We start from the raw sequence: 19,706 nt of genomic DNA, 5'->3' as shown, positions 1-19,706 counted from the left end.
ATAAGTAAATTCTGCTCATTGATCTTTTCACTTTAATCCTGTTTGACAGCTATTCCTTCAGGTTCACTTTCTTATGAATAGCCGCCTTTTTATTTATCCTAGTTGGAACTCCTGATTGCCTCCAGCGGGCTCATCTTCGTTGCTTTGCGCGCCGGATAGATACCAGACACAATTCCCACGCCTACGGCGATTGCAACCGCGCCAAGCGCAAGCCACCACGGGATCGAAAGCTGCACGCCGTTTTGGAAATACATTCCAAGGAAGCTGACCTCCCCGCCGCCAAAGTTTACGATCGCCCCCAGAATATAGCTGATACCAAGGCCAATCAATCCCCCCAGAAGCCCGATCATTGCAGCCTCCACCAAAAACATCAGGTTGATTTTGGGGATGGAAAGCCCAATGACCTTCATTACGCCGATCTCGCGGCTGCGTTCCAGAATGCTTGCAAGCATGGTATTTGCAATGCCAATCGCCGATACGAGCAGCGAAATAAGGCCAATCGCAATCAGCTGCGACTGCTGCCGCGACTGCTCTTCCTGCATCTGCGTAATCCATTCGGTGGGGCTATAGGCCTGGAATCCCATATCCTTGACCGCCGCGAGCACATCCGTCACAGAATCCACATCCACCGCGTTGACATACCCCTGGGAATACTGTCCCTCTTTTACGCCCGCCTGATCCATCAATTTGCGGTTATCCCGTATCAGCTGGTTTGCCGCGGGGATGCTCATATAAATATTGTAGCTTTCCTGGCTGTCGGACTGTTCCAGTATGCCTGTGATCTTTCCCCTGTATTCCTTGGGCTTTGGCTGGTCCGGCGTGGTGGGATCCGGATTTTCGATCAGGTATCCGCTGCCCGGATAATACTTCACATTCATGCCAACCCAGTCTACGTCAGGGCCTGTGGGCTCCTGGTATTCCCCGTCTACGGAGGTCGCCATGGCCATCCCGCCCCCCATGTACATCATTCCGCCCATGCCGGAGGTATCGTTTGGATCGCTAAAAAACTGGCGCGCGTTTGCTCCAACCACAAGCTCAACGTTCGTGTTGTCCGAAAAAACGCTGCCATCCATAAACTTAAAATCCATGGTTTTGGGATCAACCGCCATGACGGACGTATCCGCTTTGTACTTTCCCATCACAATATAGGAGGGTATCTGCATCACGCCCGTTGCGCTTTTCACGCCCTTAATCCCCCTGATCTGGTTCAACTTCGCATCCGTCAGTTTTGCGTTTTCGCCGGAGCCCATCGGAGATATCTCGATCTGCGTCAGGTCTGTACTCTGCAAAATGTTTTGCTTGAACTGCTCTAGGTTTCCAAGCCCCAGTGCAACCATGATGACAATACATGCCGTGCCGATGATAACGCCCAAAACCGTTAGAATGGTACGCATTTTGCGCCGCCACAGATTAGACGCCGCAAGCGCGACTATATCAAAGAATGTCATCGTCGTCCATATCCTCCTCAAGCTCCTGCGCGCGTTTCTTCTTTTTCTTTTTGAGCACGACTACGATTACCACGGCAGCAGCGCCTGCTGCAATCAGAACCCATCCCCACCATGGGAAACCGGTCTCCTCCGGCGGAATATCTTCTCCCGGCTCCATGCCGCCGTTATAATCGGGCATGGGCACGAGCTCTGTCGATACCGGTACTTTGATCTCATATTCTTCGCCATACTCATCCTCATACGTAACGACGAAATTTCCTTCCACCGGCCCGGGCTGCACCATCTCCGCCATATCTGCGCCCGCTTCGCCTGAAGCAGCTGCGCCATCCTTGACGTCCCCTTCGTTATTCACAGCCATACCTGCCGGGCCGTCCGCGCCGCCGATTACAGACATATCGACTCCGGCTTCCATACCTGCCATTGCCATACCGCCGCCGTCCGCCATTCCGTCTTCCCCTGCCGGCTCCATGCCTGCGGTTGGATCGGGCGCGACAGCCGCATAAATGTCTGCTGTTTTTGCCGTTCCGGATTCCATATTCCCAAGGAACGCGCTCGATTCAGGCGTAAGGCCCGGAACGTCAAGCGTTACCGTCACGTTATACAGCGTATTTTTACCCTTGTTATAAAGATTCAGGCTCGCCGAGGTGGAATCCCCCATATATACCTGTGTGGGAAATTTCGGCGGATCGTATTCCAGACGGATTTTCTGGTGCACCTCAACGCTGATTTCATCCGCAGCGGTAAGCTGGGCCGCCTGACTGTCCTCGTAAGCAATCGCAATATCTATTTTCTGCGGCCCTGCCTTTGCGTCGGCACGCGCAATCATGGAAAAACTGAAATCCGCCGTTTTCTGCGGACTGATTTTTTCGATGTAAGCCGTGTTGGTGTTATCGCCGGGCATCAGATCCGTTGTCTGGCTTTTGAACGTAACCGTGATATTTTTTACGCTTGTAGATTTGCTCGTATTGGTAAGCGTCACATCCACCGTAAAACGCTCGCCCGCATTGACCGGATCCGGCGAGATTGTATAATTGCTGATAATCACCTTTGGCTGCGAAGCGGTACCTCCACCGCCTCCACCGCCGCCGCCCGTTCCCGGATCTACTGCCGGCTCATCGGGCGTTGGTTCTGAAGAAGGCTCGCCGCCCGGATCTGCCGGGCCGCTTCCATCTGTAATTTTGACAAAAACGGTAAATTCCTGCATCTTGACCGTCCCGTCCGCGATTGGATATTTTGCGGTGATTACCACAGGATAATTGCCGTTTGTCCGGTTTTCCGCAAGCGGCAGGTCGAGGTTTACCAGATAAGAATCCCTTGTACTGCCGTCTGCAAGCGAATTGCTTTGCTTTTTTACCACCGTATCATAATTATTGAACACAAACGGGGCTTTTGACGGATCCCCAAGGTTTACTGAAATGTTGACCTCCGCGCCGGCTTTTACCTGCTGCGAGCCGGCCCCATCGATCAGCGGCAGCACGATTTGCGCCTGCCCGTCCGATACCGTGGGACTGTAACCGCCCTGATAGGTATTATCCATACCAGGATAGAGGTAGGTCGCATCAATACGCAATGCCGTTCCGCGGTTTGACTCGGGCACCGTAGCTCCCGCAACCGGGACCATACAGCCAAATGCCAGTAGCAGCACGAGCACAAATACTAAAATCCGTTTTTTCATTTCATTCTTCTCCTTGTGTTCCTAATTCTGCCTGTACGATGGTTTCTGCATCGATTTCACGGCTGCGCGTCTCCCGCTTTGCAACCTTTCCGTCAATAATATGTATAACCTGATCCGCATATTCCGCCTTGCTTGGATCGTGCGTTACAAAAAGCAGCGTAGCGCCCCGTTCCCTCGCGGCGCCGCACATAATATCCATGATTTGTATTGCTGTTGCAGAATCAAGGTTTCCGGTCGGCTCGTCCGCAAAAATAATTTCAGGCTTTGCGATAATTGCACGCGCGATGGATACGCGCTGCTGCTGCCCTCCGGAAAGCTGGTTTGGATGGTTACCAAGCTGCTGCTTCATGCCCATTTTGATCAGAAGCTTTTTTGCAGCCTTGAGACGCTTTGCACGCGGAACGCCGCGAAACATCAGCGGCAGGGCCACATTTTCAGCCGCGGTCATCGTGGGCATCAGGTTAAAGGACTGGAATACGAATCCAATGTGCTCCAGCCGGAAATCCACCAGCTCTTTTTCCGTCATCTTATAGGTTGGTTTTTTCTTGATGAAAATTTTACCGGCACTCGGATGCTCAAGGCCTGCAAGCAGGCTCAGCAGCGTTGATTTTCCGCTGCCTGAGGTTCCCAGAATCGCGCATATCTCACCCGGCATCACGTCGATATCAACGCCGTCCAGAGCGTGTATCTTCGCGCTTCCCATCCGGTATATTTTTTTTAAATTCCTGGCGGCAATGATTGGCTCCACACCGTATCCTCCGTTGCATAAAAAATCCCCATGGCGATCCATGGGGGCAAAATGAACCCTTTCAATATCACACCCACAGCCTACGTTTTCATTATAGCATAACACCCGTTGATATTGGCTATCATTCCACAAAGTCCTTAAATTATTTTATATGGCATTTGTTTCAAAGTTGTATACAAAAAGGCGGCTTTGAAAATATATGCCGCCCTTTTGAAAAATATTTTTTTATCCGCTCATCCACATGCTATCAGCCTCTTTGGCAGGCTCCTGTCAATCCGGCTCTATCACCAGGCCGCGCCTGTACTTTTCCACGCCTGAAGCCGCTGTAAGCAGAATATTCGAATATGGCTCCACATCGCCGCTCCGCACAATAAACTTTGCATTTTTTCCACATTCTGCAAGTTCTTTTTGCGGCAGCGTACTTATCCTTTGGTTTCGGAATCTTTTTTCCACATAGTCCGGTAATATCCGGTTGTTTTCGAGGCTCTCTTCTGCAATCGCCACTTCTTCCACAATCACCTCGGAAAGGATGGCGTCCACGCAATCCGTGAGTCCCGGTTCCCCAAACCGTATGGCAAGATCGATACATATTGCATCCCGCGGGACTGGAAATCCTGCGTCGCACACCAAAAAGCAATCCGTATGCCCAAGCCCTGCAAGCTGCTCGCACAGCTTCTTATTGATAATTCCCGTTTTCTTCATGCCTTTTCGTTTCCTTCTTTTCAGAATTCGATCAATACCTTCATTACAGTATCCTGCTCGTTTACCGCGCATTCAAACGCTTCCTGCGTTTTTTCGAACGGGAAGGTTTTGCTGATCATATCCTTTACGTTGATCTGTCCGCTTGCCACCGCGCTGATTGCCATAGGATAGATGTTAACATAGCGGAATACGGAAATCACATCCGCTTCCTTGTTGTTCGCTTCCATAAACCGGAACGGGGTTTCTCCATGCACATTTCCCACCATAACAATCTTGCCGCCCGGCCTTACAAGGTCTATCGTCTGCGCCGCTGTTTTTTGGTTTCCCGCAGTTTCGAACACAAGATCCGCCCCTCGTCCGCCGGTAAGCTCCATCACCCTTTTTTTGACGTCTTCCTCTTTTGCATTCACTGTATTGCCTGCGCCCATTTTTTTCGCATTCTCAAGCCTGTTTTGATACAGGTCTGAGGCAATAACCGTGCTTACTCCCATTGCTTTCAAGGACGCTATGGTCATCAGGCCAATGCAGCCCGCGCCAAGCACGACAGCCGTTTTCCCCAGCTTTGCACCACCCCTGTTTGCGGCGTGCATCCCAACGGAAAGAGGCTCAATAAGGGCTCCTTCTATGGTATCCATATTGTCCGGTAGTTTGAATACCATTTTCGCCGGATGCGAAACATATCTTGAGAGCGCTCCCCTTGTAAAAGGCGGAGCGGCCATAAAATCCATATCGCGGCACAGGTTATACCGTCCGCTCAGGCAATCATCGCATTCGCCGCAGCCTGCCCCGGGCTCAATCGCCACCCGGTCTCCCTTTTTGAGGTGCTTTACGTTCGATCCGACCTCTTCGATCACGCCCCCGCATTCATGTCCCAGAACGATTGGAAGAATGGGGGGCACAATCGTACCCGCAAACGTAGGATCCCTGAAAAAATACGCATCCGATCCGCAAATTGTGACATGCGATATTTTTACCAGAACATCCTCGTCGCCAATCTGCGGCATTTTCGTATTCCTGATATTAATTTTAAACGCTTCGTCTAAAAAAGCCGTCTGGTTTTTCATACTGCTTACTCCTTGTTTTTGGCCCTGCGGACTCGATTATCCTCTTCCGTGCCCCGCGGGCCTTCGGATTATTGGCAGGTACCGCTTCAAAAAACGGTACCTGCACACACTATTACTTCGCGTATTCGTCAATATTACTGGAATCGATCAGCACATAGTCAATATAATAGTTCTCGTCAACCGGTTTGCCCTGTGCAATCTCCAGTGCAACATCAACAGCCTTGCGCGCGATTCCCTCTACATCCTGGAATACTGTCGCTGTGAGGCCTCCCGCTTTTACAGACTCGAGCGCAGCGTCAATCGCGTCAATGCCAATCACCGGAACCTCTTTTTCTTTTCCTGCGTCTTTGAGCGCGTCATATGCGCCGAGCGCCATTTCATCGTTGTGCGCGACAACCGCGTCGATTTGCTCTCCAAGCTGCAGCCAGTTTTCCATGGTTTGCATTGCAAGGTTACGGTCCCAGTCCGCAGGCTGCGTATGCAAAACCTTGATGTCCGGGTATTTTGTCAGTACGTCGTTGATGCCGTCCATGCGGAGCGTCGCCGCAGAAATCCCCGTCGGGCCTTCCAGTACTACGATATTTCCCTTACCGCCAAGCTTATCCGCAATATACTGCATTTCGATCTGGCCGCCGTTGAAATCGTCCGCCCCAACATAGCAGGATACAAGGCTCTGGTCGGCAATTTCAACCTTAGAGGTCAGCACCGGGATGCCCGCATCCACGCACGCCTGTGCCGCAGGTACGCAGCCCTGCGCGTCGTATGGGCAAAGGATGACGGCGTCCACTCCCTGTGTTGCAAAGGTTTCGCACTGGGATACCTGGTTTTCCGCCGAACCAGCGCCATCCGTCACGAGCAGCTTTACATTGCCAAGCTCGTCTGCGTACTTCTGCATTGCCTCGGCGTATACCGCATTCGATTCATTCTGCATATTGGGGATGGTTACGCCGATTACATATTCGTCCTTTTCCCCTGCCTGCGCAGCCGGCTGAGCCGATTCTGTCTGTTCTGCCGATCCTGCGGCACTTTCCGTTGCCGCCGCGCTTGGGGTTTCCCCTCCCGCAGAACAAGCGACCAGCGAAAACGCCAGGAATACCGCCAAAACCAAAACCACTATTTTTTTCATGTTTTCCTCCTGTTATTTGGCTTGTGAGCCTTTTTTTCTGCCTTTCGGCAAATTCAATTCCTATGCTAATTTTTTGCGGTCCATCGTGACCGCGACGAGTATGATTACGCCTTTGATTACCTGCTGGTAATATGACGATACGCTCAAAAGGTCAAGCCCATTGGTCATCACGCCGATAATCAGCATACCGATCATAGAGCCGACGATTGTTCCCGTTCCCCCGGAAAGACTGGTACCGCCGATCACGACCGCGGTAATCGCGTCAAGCTCGTATCCGTCGCCCGCGTTTGGCTGCCCTGTCTGTATCCGCGAGGAAAGTACGATTGCCGCAACTGCTGAAAGCAGGCCTGAAAGCAGGTAAACGAAAAATTTGATTTTTGTGGCGTTGATGCCGGATACGACCGCCGAATGCTCGTTTCCGCCGACCGCGAATACCTGCCGTCCGAATTTAGTGTAATGCAGCAGGAACACGCCGATTACCACCACCACCGCAAAAATGATGACCGGAACCGGAACCACGCCAACCGTTCCTTTTCCAATAAACGTATATGCGTCGGAAAGGCCCGTGATCGGCCTCCCATCCGTATAGATATAAGCAAACCCCCTGCCTATGGTCATTGTGGCAAGCGTGGCGATAAACGGGGCGACTTTCATTTTTGCAACAAAGAAGCCTGTGAACGCGCCCATTGCAAGGCCGACCAGAATGCCAAGGAGCACCGCAAATCCTACGGGGAACTGCGAGCCTTCCCTGGCAAAGCTCGTGGCGACGACCGCGCTCATTGCTACGATCGCGCCTACCGAGAGGTCGATTCCGCCTGTAATAATAACGAACGTCATGCCCACGCTGATGATTCCGATGACGGCGATCTGCCGCAGCACATTGATCAGGTTATTTGCGGTGAGGAACACCGGCGACGCGAGCGCGCACGCGATAAACAGTATCAAAAACGCCAGGTATACCGCATATTTTCCAAGTAACTTTTTTACACCAAATTGTTTCAAACTCTTTTCCATTAGTTCATACCTCCCTCGCCAATCGCACATGCCATCAGCTTTTCCTGACTGCATTCATCCCGCAGAAATTCTCCTGTTATCCTCCCGTTGCACAACACCACCACGCGGTCGCTCATTCCAAGAAGCTCAGGCATTTCCGAAGAGATCATAATAATCGTCTTTCCCTCTTTTGCAAGGGAGTCCATGATCTGGTAAATCTCCGCCTTTGCGCCCACGTCAATTCCCCGCGTCGGCTCGTCCATAATGAGTACGTCCGGTTTCCCCATCAGCCATTTGGCAATGACAACCTTTTGCTGGTTCCCGCCGGATAAATTATTGACGATTGTTTCCCTGTCCGGCGCTTTTACGCGAAGTGTTTTCATCAGGGAATCGACAGTCCCCTTTTCCTTTTTCAAATCCATAATGCAGCTCATTTTGGTGATTTGATCCATATATGCCTGCGTTATGTTTGTTTTGATCGAGCCTAAGAGATTCAGTCCGTACAGTTTCCTGTCCTCAGTGATAAACGCGATTCCCTGCCGAATAGCATCCTTTGGCGTTTTGATCTTTACCTTGTTTCCGTTCAGGTATATTTCTCCCGCATCCGCGCTGCGCATGCCAAACACAGTTTCCATTACCTCTGTTCGCCCTGCGCCCATGAGGCCTGAAATGCCAAAAATTTCTCCGCGGTGCACTTCAAAGCTTACGTCCTCAAATTCACCTTCCCGGGTGAGCCCTTCCACCTTCAGTACCACGTCGCTGTTCTTCCCAAATTCCCGGCCGCTCTCTTTGACAAACATATCCTTAAGCTCCCGGCCTACCATCATATGCACAAGCTCTTCACGCGTGATATCCTTTGTGGGCTTTGTGCCCACAAGACAGCCGTCGCGCATCACAGTGATCATGTCTGTAATCTGGAAAATCTCATCCAGCCTGTGGGAAATATAGATAATTGCTTTATTTTGTTTTTTAAGACGTCCGATAATTTCGAAAAGCTGTTCCACTTCTTTATCCGGGATTGCCGAGGTCGGCTCGTCCATAATGATGATCTCCGCATTGACAGAGGTTGCCTTGGCAATCTCCACCATCTGCATCTGGGCAACGCTGAGATCCCGTACACGGGTATTCGCGTCAATATCAAGATTCATATCATCCAGTATTTTTTGCGCCTGCCTGACCAGCTTTTTCCTGTTGATTACCCCGCAGGGCCCCGCTTTTTCCCTTCCGGCGAAGATGTTTTGTTCCACAGTCATATCCGGAAGCATTTCAAGCTCCTGATGGATCATGGATATGCCCTTTTGCAGTGCGTCCGCAGGACTTTTTGCAACAAAGGGTTCCCCATTCATAAGGATTTCTCCGCCGTCCAGGGTATAAATCCCCGCAAGTATTTTCATGATGGTGGATTTCCCCGCGCCATTTTCCCCCATCAGCGCATGTACTTCCCCGCGCTTTACATACAGGGAAACATCGTCGAGCGCCACAACGCCCGGAAATTCCTTTCGGCAGTTCTTCATCTCCAGAATAAATTCGTTCTCACCGTTCATGTTTTTCCCCCTTTCATTCAAGTGCTTTTGAAGCCGCCTGTTATGGCTTTATCATAATTTTCAAAATGTCTTTTCCCTTTTCCATCAACTCCAGCGCATCGGAAAATTCGCTCAAAGGATACGTGCTGGAAACAAGGTCGTCCACCTTGACGATTCCTTCCTCCAGAAACTTCACCGCACGGGGAAAACAATGCGTCTGTGCAAAGGAACCGAGTATCTTCAGCTCATTTTCAAAAATGCGGTATGGGCTGATCGTGATACGTTCGTCATTTCCGCAAACTCCATAAATCACGATCTTTCCGGTTGGCCGGACAAAATTGAAGCATTGCTCGAGAACCTTTGGCGAGCCTGTGGCGTCGACTACGATATCAAAGCCCTTCGGCGCCATATCGATCAGTTCGCCCGTGTGCAAAGAGTAATCGCCCCTGTCCATCAGGACTGTTTGCGCATATCCGTTTTTTTCGATCAGCTCCAGTTTTTTGCGGGAGGAAGCACATACTACTACACGGCCCGCCCCGCCCTGCTTCAAAAGCTGCGTCAAAATAATACCGGTCGGCCCCGCGCCGAAAACCAGAATGTCATCCCCGCACGAAACGTCGATCACATCCATTCCATGCACCGCGCAAGCAACCGGCTCCGCAAACGCGGCCTGCTCAAACGTAAGGCTGTCGCTGATGTGGAACACCTTGTCATAATTGACTGCGACATATTCCGCGAATCCACCCGGTCCATTTACGCCAAGGGAATAAAAACGTTCGCAGAAAAGCGGCATATCGCGACGGCAATATTCGCATTCCCCGCACAGTACCGTGTTATCTGCAACCACCCTGTCCCCAACCGCAAACCCTTCTACATTTTTTCCGACTTCGCTGACATATCCCGTAAATTCATGCCCAGGCGTAAGCGGAAAGCGTGAAATAAATTCACCGTTATGGATGTGCATATCCGTACGGCAAATCCCGCACAGCTCCACTTTTAAAAGTACCTGATTGTCCTCGATTTTTGGTTTGCCGATTTCCGTAACGCCAAACTCCCTTGGTTTTTCATAAACGACTGCTTTCATCTCATTTTCTCCTTTTCGTATTGTCATGTCTCGAAATGTAAACGTTTTCATTTTTGTTTAAATAATATTGCCATCATCCTTTTTTACCAGAGTTAAGCATTTGCTTTCATTCAGTTGTGTTTCCTGTGAAAATTTACAGTTAATTCATGAGCCGCAGCGAACGACACGGATACAATCGTGAACGCCGTACAGCAATATTGCTTACGTAACTATTTGATAACTGTAATAAAATGTATTTATAAAAAGCGGTTACTGCCCTATTCTTGCGCAGGAGTTCCTGACAACAAGCTCAGGCTCGATCAATTCCATGGTTTTGTCCACGTCTTTTTTATTGATCATATTGATTATTTTTTTTGCCGCCATTTTGCCAACATCATAACCAAACTGGTTTACCGTTGTGAGCCTTGGATAGATCTGTGAAGAGATCGATGAATTGGAGAAGCCCACTACGGAAAGGTCTTCCGGTATTTTAAGCCCGTTTTCAAGCGCCGCGCGCATCACGCCGATTGCCATCTGGTCGTTGACCGCGTGCACAGCGGTAGGGCGGTTTTTGAGTTTGAGCAGCTGGCACATCGCCTGATAACCGCCCGACTCATAAGCATCCTGGTATACGACATATTCGTCCCTGAAAGGAATCCCGGCTTCGCGCATCGCCTTTTCATATCCGCGGCGCTTTCGCACGTAGGTCGAAAAATTTGGCGGCGCGCTCACAAAGGCTATGTCCCTGTGCCCAAGATCGAACAGGTAATTGACCGCCTTGTATGATCCGAGCATATCGTCTGTCGTTATGCTGCTGATTCCCTCGAAATGCTCATACAGGAGCAATACGGGGAGCTTTTTACTCAGCGTAAAGATATGCCTGTTTTTTTCGTCGTCCGTTGGCCGTGTGCCGATAAAAATCATTCCGGCGGCCCGTTTGCTGAGCAAAACGTCGATATATTTTTTTTCGCGCCGTATATTCTGGTCTGTATTACATAAGAAAAAAATATAATCGTATTGCTCTGCGATATCCTCTATCCCTCTTAAAATAGGAGGATAAAAAACGTTATTAATATCCGGTAATATCAGCCCGATCGTATAACTGTTGTTTGTGATCAGGCTGCGCGCAATGTCGTTGGGCGTATAGTCCAGCTCTTCGATTGCTTCCTGAATGGCCTTCCCCGTTTTTACCGAGACGACTTCAGGGTTGTTCAGGTATCTGGAAACCGTCGCGATGGATACATTTGCTTTTGATGCGATATCCTTGATTGTAACTGCCATAAAGTATCTCCGGGTACTGTATTATAAAGCTGGTCATTGAAAATGATAACGTTTACATCTTTTACATAATTTATAACACGAATCCTATGGATGTGTCAATACTATTTTTTTATTCTTGCCCTCCTGCGGTTTACAGGATAACAAAAGGGGAGCCTGAGCCCCATTCAGCAACACTCAAAACATCCCCTTTTGGCAAATACTATCTCATTCCTATTTGATTTTGCTCAGGCCTTTTTTAATCAGCTTTTTTGACAGTATTTTATCCGCCCATTTTCCAACGCCCTTTTCCACGAGCTTCATCATGAACGGCATCACCGCCGTAATCGCAAGCACGACAACCGCCTGCGGCAGACTGATGGGCGCAATATCAAAGAAAGAACTCAGGAAGATCAGGCACAGGAAAAACAGGCCGATTGCGCTTCCAAAAATAACCTTCCGCGCAGTGGTAAATGGTACGCTGACCTTTGCAACCACCCACATGCCCGCTGCTACCGCAAGCAGCATGCACATTGTGGAAACTGCCGCGGGCGTATAGTTGAAAATCCCGGCGAGGATATTGACCACCAGAATCCCTATGATGACAGATAATCCGCCTGGAAGCGATTTCTTCAGGATGTTAAGCAAAAACCGCTTTTTGATTGGAGCAAAATTCGGTTCCAGCGCAAGAAAGAATGCAGGAAATCCAATCGTTACGAAACTGATCAGCGTAAGCTGCAGCGGCGTAAACGGATAGCTGTTATCAAGGAAGATGACAGTTGCAAGCGCCAGCAACACGGCATATACTGTCTTGGTGATAAACAATGTAGCCACACGCTCGATATTATTAATCACCTTGCGGCCTTCATTTACGATGCCCGGCATTGTCGCAAAATTGGAATCAAGCAGCACCAGGTTTGCAATATTTTTGGCTGCGTCGCTGCCGGACGCCATTGCAATGCTGCAGTCCGATTCCTTAAGCGCCAAAACATCGTTTACACCGTCGCCTGTCATGGCGACCGTATGCCCCTGCTTTTTCAGCGCTGCAATCAGTTCCTTTTTCTGCGAGGGCGTAACCCTCCCAAATACATTGTATTTCTTTGCCGCCGCTTCGATATCTTCCGGCGTTTTAAGCGTGGTCGCATCCACTGCGTCATATTCCTTCATTCCAGCGCGCCTTGCAACCGCGCTGACTGTGACCGGGCTGTCGCCCGAGATAATTTTAAGCTGTACCTTTTGCTTTTCGAAATATTCCAGCGTCGCCGCAGCATCGTCGCGGATGCGGTCCGTAATCAATAGCAGCGCCAAAGGCTTCATCCCCACTGGCACTTTATTATCGATTACGTCCATTGTATCGCTGTGCGCCAGAACAAGAACGCGGCATCCCTCTTTTGCGTACTGCTCCGTATCGATATCCCCGTATCCCTCAGGAAAAATAAATTCAAACGCTCCCAGAAAGTAGGTTCCTTCCTGCTCAAAGCTGACTCCGCTGTATTTACGAGCGGAGGAAAAGGGTACGATTGACCTGACCTGATAGTCGAACCGCTTCCCGAATTTCTCCACAACCGCGTGGAAGGTGGCGTTGTCGTCCTGCAGGGCTCCCGCCATATTTGCCAATATCTCGTCGATATGTTCCGTTTGATCCAGATTGACGACCTTTTCCACGTGCATTTTGCCCTCAGTGATCGTCCCTGTTTTATCGAGGCAGAGCACGTCAACCCTTGCGAGCGTCTCAATACAGTAAAGGTCCTGCACAAGCGTCCGCCTTGTGGCGAGGATCACCGCGCTCGTCGCAAGGGAAATACTCGTCAGTAAAATAAGCCCTTCCGGGATCATCCCTATGAGGGCCCCAACTGTTTTAACCGTATTATCCGCAATCGGCAGCCCCACGATAAGCCCTTGCTTCAGGAACAACAGTATCCCGATTGGCACAATGATAATACTGATAACCTTCAATATTTTATTCAACGCCGTGCGAAGCTCGGAAGTCCGTTTTTTGGACGCTTTCGCATCGTATGAAATTTTGTTGGCATAATTCTCCATACCCACCCGCTCTACGCGTGTGTAGGCATTACCGGAGACAATAAAGCTGCCGGAATACAGAAAATCCCCTGCGGATTTTACAACCACGTCCGCTTCGCCCGTAATCAGCGATTCGTTTACCTCCACAGTACCTTCGAGGATAATCCCGTCGGCACATACCTGATCGCCGGGCTTCATTTGCATAATGTCGTCCAGCACAAGGTCTGCAACGTTAATCCTGTATTCTTTGCCGTTGCGCACGACATCCACCTTAGCGGCGACAATTACGGAAAGCTTATCCAGTGTCTTTTTGGTCACGATCTCCTGCGCGATACCTATGATAAGATTCCCCACGACTACAAGCAAAAAGACAAGCTCTTTGATGTAGCCCGTCATAATGATCAAAACGGTAAACACCAAATTCAGCACATTGAAAAAAGTGAACAAATTATCTTTAAAAATCTGGCGATATGATTTTGTTGTGTTGGTGTTAAAATTATTCGTCAGCCCCGCGTCAATCCGGCTCTTGACCTGCTCGTCCGTAAGCCCCATTTTACAGTCAGTCTGAAAACGCTCTTTCTCCCCCATGTCAGTCCTTTCAACGCCCTAATAATATCTTTTATTATAGCATATTTTATTGCCTGGATATGAACCGAAACCAAAATTCATAAAATCCTAATAAAATTACTCCAAATTTTTCATTTATCTTTATATTTTCTTAATATACAGATGCTGTTTTCCAATCCTATTGCCATTCTCTTTGCATATATTTGTAACCCGTTGCCCATAAAAAAGTAGCGTATTTCAAAAAAAATCCATTTTCAAGCGCTAACATCTATGCTATAATAAAACACATCGGAGGCATAGCTCAGTTGGTAGAGCACTTGCTCCACACGCAAGGGGTCACTGGTTCGAGCCCAGCTGTCTCCACCAACAAAAGCAGCCTGTATCAAATGATACAGGCTGCTTTATTTTATCCTAACCGTGTTCACATCTTTTTCTACCTACGCAGCGTTATTTTCAAATTGGCTGTTGTAAAGCTCTGCATAAATGCCGTCTAAGGCAAGCAATTCCTCATGCGTACCTGCTTCGACAATATCGCCGTCGCACATCGTCAGGATCAAATTGGAATTCTTGATGGTAGACAGCCTGTGCGCGATCACAAAGGTAGTGCGTCCGTCCATCAGTTTATCCATAGCCCGCTGGATCATGATCTCAGTACGCGTATCGACTGAGCTTGTCGCCTCGTCCAAGATGAGCATGGGAGCGTCATCCACCATGGCGCGCGCAATGGTAATCAGTTGTTTTTGCCCCGCGGAAAGATTGGCCTTGTCGTTCAGGATCGTATCATAACCATGTGGCAGCGAGGTAATAAATTTGTGAACTCCCGCAGCTTTGCAGGCATTTACAACCTGCTCGTCTGTTACGCCTTCTTTATTATAGATAATATTTTCTTTTATCGTCCCCTCAAACAGCCATGTGTCCTGAAGCACCATGCAAAACATATCGTGCACATTTTCGCGCGTCAGCGAATCAATGGGTACGCCGTCAACCTTGATCTGTCCATCCCCAATCTCATAAAAACGCATGAGCAGGTTTACCATGGTAGTCTTTCCGGCGCCGGTAGGCCCCACGATTGCCACCTTCTGTCCGGCCTTTACATCTACGGAGAAATTTTTTATGATCGTCTTGTTTTTGGTATAGCCAAACTGAACGTTTTTAAATGTAACGTTCCCTTCTATATTTTTTAAAACCTGTGTTTTTCCGCTTTCATCCTCGAGTTCCCTTTCTTCCAGAAATTCGAACACGCGCTCGCCTGCAGCAGCTGTGGATTGCAGGGTTGTAGCTGCTTGCGCAATCTGCGAAAGGGGCTGTGTAAACAGGCGTATATACACCATAAACGCTACGATCACACCAAATGTAATGGAGCCATTAATGGCAAGGATCGCGCCCACAACGCACACCGCAACATAGCCAAGATTTCCAATAAACGTCATGATGGGCATCATCATACCGGACATAAACTGGGATTTCCACGCGCTTTGATACAAATCTTTGTTGATTTGATCAAATGTTTTTTTCTCATCCTTTTCTCCATTGTATGCTTTTACAACCGAATGCCCGGCGTAAACCTCCTCGACATGTCCGTTCATTTTACCAAGCGCTTTTTGCTGGCGGTTGAAGTGCTTCTGAGAGTGCGAAATGATCACAAGCATCAGAACAAACCCAATCACCACGGCGACAACCGCCGCTACCGTCATAAGTACGTTGATCGTAAGCATCATGATAAAAGAGCCGACGAACATCGTGATGGATGTCACCAGCATACCGATGCTTTGATTGAGCGTCTGGCCAATGGTATCCACATCGTTTGTCACGCGGGAGAGCACATCGCCATAGCTCGTCTTGTCAAAATAACTTAAAGGTACGCGGTTGATCTTTTTCGAGATATCCGTCCGCAGTCCCTTGGAAACCTTTTGCGTCATAGTCGCCATGATAAAGCCCTGAATGTAATTGAATGCGTAGCCCATTAGGTACAATGCGACAAGTGTAAGCCCCACACCGGTGATTGCGCCAAGGTCTATGGCTCCGCCCCCCATACCCGCCGTGATGAGGTCTGTGATCTCGCTCAGCTTGCTCGGCCCGATAATATTGAAGACGGAGCCGACGCACGCCAGCAACAGCGCGATGATGATGGCAGGCAGGTAAGGCTTGCAATATGCAATAAGCTTGCCCCATGTTTTTCCAAAATTTTTGGCTTTTTCGCCGGAGCCTACCGACATCCCCGGTCCCCCGCCGATTCCCGGCCCTTTGTGTTCAGTCTTATGTTGGCTGCCAATCTTATATTCGTTATTAGGCATATGTAAGTTCCTCCTCGCTAAGCTGTGAATGGGCGATCTCCTGATAAACGGGACAATTTTTCAGTAATTCCTTATGTTTGCCCATCCCCACGATCTTTCCCTCATCAAGCACAATGATGGTGTCGGCATCTTTGATCGTGCCAATGCGTTGGGCCACGATAATCTTGGTCGTGTCGGCCGTTTTTTGATTCAACGTTTTGCGCAGCTTTTTATCGGTCTTGTAGTCCAGTGCGGAAAAACTGTCGTCGAAAATAAGGATTTCCGGATTTTTGCACAGCGCACGCGCAATAGATAGCCGCTGTTTTTGACCGCCGGAAAGGTTTGTACCCCCCTGCGAAACAGCAGCATTGTATCCGCCGTCTGCCTTTTCCACAAATTCTGTTGCCTGTGCTTCGCGCACCGCTTCCTTAACCGCCTGGTCCGAAGCCGGCGGTTTTCCGTTATCTCCATAAGCTACATTGGAGCGTATTGTGCCGCTGAACATTGTAGCCTGTTGCGAAACATAACCGATCTTATTGTGCAGCACTTCCTGATTGTACTCTTTTACGTTGCGTCCATCCACAAACACCTCACCGGATGTTGCGTCGTAAAAACGTGGAATCATTTGTACCAGAGTGGATTTACCGCTTCCCGTCGCGCCGATAAAGGCTACTGTCTCGCCCTTTTTGGCAGTGAAGCTGATTTCCTCCAAAACTGTGCCCTTGGCGTCCGGATAGCGAAAGCTGACGTTTTTAAATTCCACAGTGCCTGTAATGCCGTCGAGCCCGTCTGTCAGCCTCCCGTCCTGTATGGAAAGACCTGTCTCCAATACGTCGCAGATGCGTCCGGCGGCAACGCTGGCGCGCGGCAGCAGGATAAAGATCATTGTCAGCAACATAAACGCCATCACGACCTGCATCGCATAAGATGAGAATACTACCATATCTGAAAACAATACCATTTGTTGCGAGCCCCCCGCGCCACCGATCAGATAGGCTCCAATCCAGTAAACTGCAAGGGTTAATCCTGACATAACGAGCGTCATGGTCGGCGACAACAAAGCCATGATCCGGTTGGTGAACAGGTTTGTTTTCGTGAGGTCCTCGTTTGCCTGTTCAAATTTTTCTTCCTGATAACCTTCAGCATTATATGCCCGCACTACGCGCAGGCCGGTCAGGTTTTCACGCGTCACCTGATTGATTTTATCCGTCTGCTTCTGTACTTTTTTGAACTTTGGCACGGCAAAGATGATGACAACTGCAATCACAATCATAAGCGCGATAACAGCGAGGCCCGTGGCAGCCGTCCATTGCCAGCTTTTGCCTGCAATCTTGATGATCGCCCATACGGCAAGGATAGGAGCCTTAATGATTGCCTGCAATCCCATCGCCACCAGTGTCTGTATCTGCGTGATATCATTGGTGGAGCGGGTAATCAGGCTGGCTGTGGAGAACTTGTTGATTTCTTCCATAGAAAACGAAAGCGTCTTATCAAACTGCAACTCACGAAGCGTCCTCGAAAGACCTGCTGCCACCTTAGCCGCAAAAAATCCGACGACAAAGGATGTTCCTACGCTTCCCAACGCACAGAGCAGCATTCGGGCGCCCTCGGTCAGCAACGCATTCACTGTTGCCGTACCGGACTGAATGAGCGTGGTGATGTTATTCATGAAGTCGGGCAGCAACAGATCCAAATATACCTGCAGCACGATAAACGCAAGGCTGACGCCAATCATCGCCCATTCTTCCTTTTTCAAATATCTCAGTATCTTTAGCATAATTTGTCCTTTCATTCGTTATGATGCTTACTGTAAGCACGCTAACTATATGATTATTTTTAAAGCCACCCTGAAAAGAGACGGCTTTATTTTAGATTATCTTTAATTTTGTCAATCACGCGGAAGAATGTTTCCCTTTCCTCTTCCGTTACGCCTTCAAGCATCCTGTTTTCCATTTCAGCCGCTTTTTTCATCATTCTGGTATGATTCTCAAGCGCCTCATCTGCTATGACAAGCCGTTTGAGCCGCGCATCGCCGGATACTGGGAGCCGTTTGACAATTCCCTTTTGTTCCAGCGAATCAAGCAGGCGGGATACCGTGGATTTACGGATGGTAAATGCTTCCTCCAGATCCTTTTGCACAACTTCCTGTCCGCCGGCCCTTAACAGGTAATCAACCACGCGCACCTGCATCTCTGTTGGGGGACTCGGAATTGGCATATCCTTTGACATTTTTGAAATTTCCCGCATAATAAGATGCGAAAGCTTCTTGATTTCCATCCCAACCGTTTTCGGTCTTGTGTCATTCATTTTCAACCCTCCCCAATAAGTTAGCACGCAAATAGTTGCTATGCTAACAATATAAACCTTTTTCCTTTTCCTGTCAACAAATTATTTGACTTCGATTGCAACGAGTCTTAACTTATAATAACCTCCTGCCAGGTGATTTTGCCCGCAAAGGCACGAAATACTATCATAGTGCAAGCGTACTACCAACGGACAAAATATACGTGTCAAAAGAATTGTCAAACAGTCTCGCTACAGCGGATAAACCAGCGGCAGCCACAGACGATTTCACTTGCCACATGCTTTGCTTTTCTTTATACTGAATATTATATTAGATGACTTATGAAAGGGGAATTGTATGAAATTATTGCTTCATGTTTGTTGTGCTCCCTGTTCGATCAAATGTATTGAAGCCCTCCGCGAAGAGGGATTGGAGCCAACGCTTTTTTGGTATAATCCCAATATTCATCCCGTTACGGAGTACCGTTCCCGCAGGGACGCCATGATCGGTTATGCAGAAGAGATTGGCGCCGGGCTGCTTTTACAGGATCACTACGGGCTTCGCCCTTTTGTTGAGGCCGTTTCCTCCGACATAGACCATCGCTGCAATTATTGCTACGATACCCGTCTTGGAGCCACGGCCCGTTATGCCGCAGAAAACGGATATGACGGATTTTCTACCACCCTGCTCATCAGCCCATACCAAAACCATGAACTGATTTGTGAAACCGGTGAAAAGGCGGCCGGGCAAAACGGGATTCGTTTTATTTACCGTGACTTCCGCCCATATTTCAGGCAGGGCCAGCAAACCGCGCGCGAACTTGGTATTTATATGCAGAAATACTGCGGTTGTATTTTCAGCGAAGAAGACAGGTATCTTGGGAAGCATAAAAAATAAAAAGATTGCATATGCCAAAAATGGCAAACCAGTATAAAAAAACAGGAGCCAAAGGCTCCTGCTG

Annotated in this window: 15 protein-coding genes and 1 tRNA gene; 2 read left to right on the top strand and 14 right to left on the bottom strand. The window is 49.1% G+C overall.

The window, feature by feature from the left end:
- Positions 1-98: 98 nt before the first annotated feature.
- The 11 genes from CHK_RS14750 to CHK_RS14700 form a co-directional block, all read right to left on the bottom strand.
- Complete coding sequence (locus CHK_RS14750) at positions 99-1,448, bottom strand: ABC transporter permease (RefSeq protein WP_046444826.1); 1,350 nt, start codon at positions 1,446-1,448, stop codon at positions 99-101.
- Positions 1,435-3,123, bottom strand: a complete 1,689-nt coding sequence (locus CHK_RS14745; RefSeq protein WP_046444825.1) for a COG1361 S-layer family protein — start codon at positions 3,121-3,123, stop codon at positions 1,435-1,437. Before CHK_RS14745 ends, CHK_RS14750 begins: the two co-directional genes overlap by 14 nt.
- 1 nt (position 3,124) lies before the next feature.
- Positions 3,125-3,871: an ABC transporter ATP-binding protein gene (locus CHK_RS14740; RefSeq protein ID WP_052740634.1), complete on the bottom strand. Its 747-nt coding sequence runs from the start codon at positions 3,869-3,871 to the stop codon at positions 3,125-3,127.
- 270 nt (positions 3,872-4,141) lie between these two features.
- Complete coding sequence (rbsD, locus tag CHK_RS14735; protein WP_046444824.1) at positions 4,142-4,573, bottom strand: D-ribose pyranase; 432 nt, start codon at positions 4,571-4,573, stop codon at positions 4,142-4,144.
- Positions 4,574-4,593: 20 nt separating this feature from the next.
- Entirely contained in the window at positions 4,594-5,637 is a 1,044-nt protein-coding gene (locus CHK_RS14730; protein WP_046444823.1) for an NAD(P)-dependent alcohol dehydrogenase, read from the bottom strand.
- A 112-nt stretch (positions 5,638-5,749) separates the two neighbouring features.
- Positions 5,750-6,763, bottom strand: coding sequence for a substrate-binding domain-containing protein (locus tag CHK_RS14725; RefSeq protein ID WP_046444822.1), 1,014 nt, complete (start codon positions 6,761-6,763; stop codon positions 5,750-5,752).
- 60 nt (positions 6,764-6,823) lie between these two features.
- A complete protein-coding gene (locus CHK_RS14720) occupies positions 6,824-7,777 on the bottom strand; it encodes an ABC transporter permease (protein ID WP_046444821.1) in 954 nt (317 codons plus the stop codon).
- Positions 7,777-9,300, bottom strand: coding sequence for a sugar ABC transporter ATP-binding protein (locus tag CHK_RS14715; protein WP_046444820.1), 1,524 nt, complete (start codon positions 9,298-9,300; stop codon positions 7,777-7,779). The genes CHK_RS14720 and CHK_RS14715 overlap by 1 nt, the downstream gene beginning before the upstream one ends.
- A 40-nt stretch (positions 9,301-9,340) precedes the next feature.
- Positions 9,341-10,363, bottom strand: a complete 1,023-nt coding sequence (locus CHK_RS14710; RefSeq protein ID WP_046444819.1) for a zinc-dependent alcohol dehydrogenase family protein — start codon at positions 10,361-10,363, stop codon at positions 9,341-9,343.
- A gap of 249 nt (positions 10,364-10,612) precedes the next feature.
- The gene (locus CHK_RS14705) at positions 10,613-11,623 is read right to left on the bottom strand and encodes a LacI family DNA-binding transcriptional regulator (RefSeq protein ID WP_046444818.1); all 1,011 of its coding nucleotides are present in this window, start codon (positions 11,621-11,623) and stop codon (positions 10,613-10,615) included.
- A gap of 210 nt (positions 11,624-11,833) precedes the next feature.
- Complete coding sequence (locus tag CHK_RS14700; RefSeq protein ID WP_046444817.1) at positions 11,834-14,209, bottom strand: cation-translocating P-type ATPase; 2,376 nt, start codon at positions 14,207-14,209, stop codon at positions 11,834-11,836.
- 269 nt (positions 14,210-14,478) lie between these two features.
- Between CHK_RS14700 and CHK_RS14695 the strand changes: the two genes are divergently transcribed.
- Positions 14,479-14,554, top strand: a tRNA-Val gene (locus tag CHK_RS14695).
- A 71-nt stretch (positions 14,555-14,625) separates the two neighbouring features.
- Here CHK_RS14695 and CHK_RS14690 read toward each other — a convergent pair.
- The 3 genes from CHK_RS14690 to CHK_RS14680 all read right to left on the bottom strand — a co-directional run bounded on the left by CHK_RS14690 (position 14,626) and on the right by CHK_RS14680 (position 18,768).
- On the bottom strand, positions 14,626-16,482 hold the full coding sequence (locus CHK_RS14690) for an ABC transporter ATP-binding protein (RefSeq protein WP_046444816.1): 1,857 nt from the start codon (positions 16,480-16,482) through the stop codon (positions 14,626-14,628).
- Positions 16,475-18,238, bottom strand: a complete 1,764-nt coding sequence (locus CHK_RS14685) for an ABC transporter ATP-binding protein (protein ID WP_046444815.1) — start codon at positions 18,236-18,238, stop codon at positions 16,475-16,477. Before CHK_RS14685 ends, CHK_RS14690 begins: the two co-directional genes overlap by 8 nt.
- A gap of 86 nt (positions 18,239-18,324) precedes the next feature.
- Entirely contained in the window at positions 18,325-18,768 is a 444-nt protein-coding gene (locus tag CHK_RS14680) for a MarR family winged helix-turn-helix transcriptional regulator (RefSeq protein WP_046444814.1), read from the bottom strand.
- 334 nt (positions 18,769-19,102) lie between these two features.
- Here CHK_RS14680 and CHK_RS14675 point away from each other — a divergent pair, with 334 nt between their 5' ends.
- On the top strand, positions 19,103-19,642 hold the full coding sequence (locus CHK_RS14675) for an epoxyqueuosine reductase QueH (protein ID WP_046444813.1): 540 nt from the start codon (positions 19,103-19,105) through the stop codon (positions 19,640-19,642).
- Positions 19,643-19,706 lie beyond the last annotated feature (64 nt).

Source organism: Christensenella hongkongensis, assembly GCF_000981035.1.
Taxonomy (GTDB): domain Bacteria; phylum Bacillota; class Clostridia; order Christensenellales; family Christensenellaceae; genus Christensenella; species Christensenella hongkongensis.
Note: the sequence above shows the minus strand (reverse complement) of the source record. Positions and strands in the feature narration are given on the sequence as shown.

Bases quoted from the DNA above. Each gene is read 5' to 3' on its own strand.
- CHK_RS14750 (WP_046444826.1), bottom strand. From the start codon at position 1,448: ATGACATTCTTTGATATAGTCGCGCTTGCGGCGTCTAATCTGTGGCGG.
- CHK_RS14745 (WP_046444825.1), bottom strand. From the start codon at position 3,123: ATGAAAAAACGGATTTTAGTATTTGTGCTCGTGCTGCTACTGGCATTT.
- rbsD (WP_046444824.1), bottom strand. From the start codon at position 4,573: ATGAAGAAAACGGGAATTATCAATAAGAAGCTGTGCGAGCAGCTTGCA.
- CHK_RS14730 (WP_046444823.1), bottom strand. From the start codon at position 5,637: ATGAAAAACCAGACGGCTTTTTTAGACGAAGCGTTTAAAATTAATATC.
- CHK_RS14725 (WP_046444822.1), bottom strand. From the start codon at position 6,763: ATGAAAAAAATAGTGGTTTTGGTTTTGGCGGTATTCCTGGCGTTTTCG.
- CHK_RS14720 (WP_046444821.1), bottom strand. From the start codon at position 7,777: ATGGAAAAGAGTTTGAAACAATTTGGTGTAAAAAAGTTACTTGGAAAA.
- CHK_RS14715 (WP_046444820.1), bottom strand. From the start codon at position 9,300: ATGAACGGTGAGAACGAATTTATTCTGGAGATGAAGAACTGCCGAAAG.
- CHK_RS14710 (WP_046444819.1), bottom strand. From the start codon at position 10,363: ATGAAAGCAGTCGTTTATGAAAAACCAAGGGAGTTTGGCGTTACGGAA.
- CHK_RS14705 (WP_046444818.1), bottom strand. From the start codon at position 11,623: ATGGCAGTTACAATCAAGGATATCGCATCAAAAGCAAATGTATCCATC.
- CHK_RS14700 (WP_046444817.1), bottom strand. From the start codon at position 14,209: ATGGGGGAGAAAGAGCGTTTTCAGACTGACTGTAAAATGGGGCTTACG.
- CHK_RS14690 (WP_046444816.1), bottom strand. From the start codon at position 16,482: ATGCCTAATAACGAATATAAGATTGGCAGCCAACATAAGACTGAACAC.
- CHK_RS14685 (WP_046444815.1), bottom strand. From the start codon at position 18,238: ATGCTAAAGATACTGAGATATTTGAAAAAGGAAGAATGGGCGATGATT.
- CHK_RS14680 (WP_046444814.1), bottom strand. From the start codon at position 18,768: ATGAATGACACAAGACCGAAAACGGTTGGGATGGAAATCAAGAAGCTT.
- CHK_RS14675 (WP_046444813.1), top strand. From the start codon at position 19,103: ATGAAATTATTGCTTCATGTTTGTTGTGCTCCCTGTTCGATCAAATGT.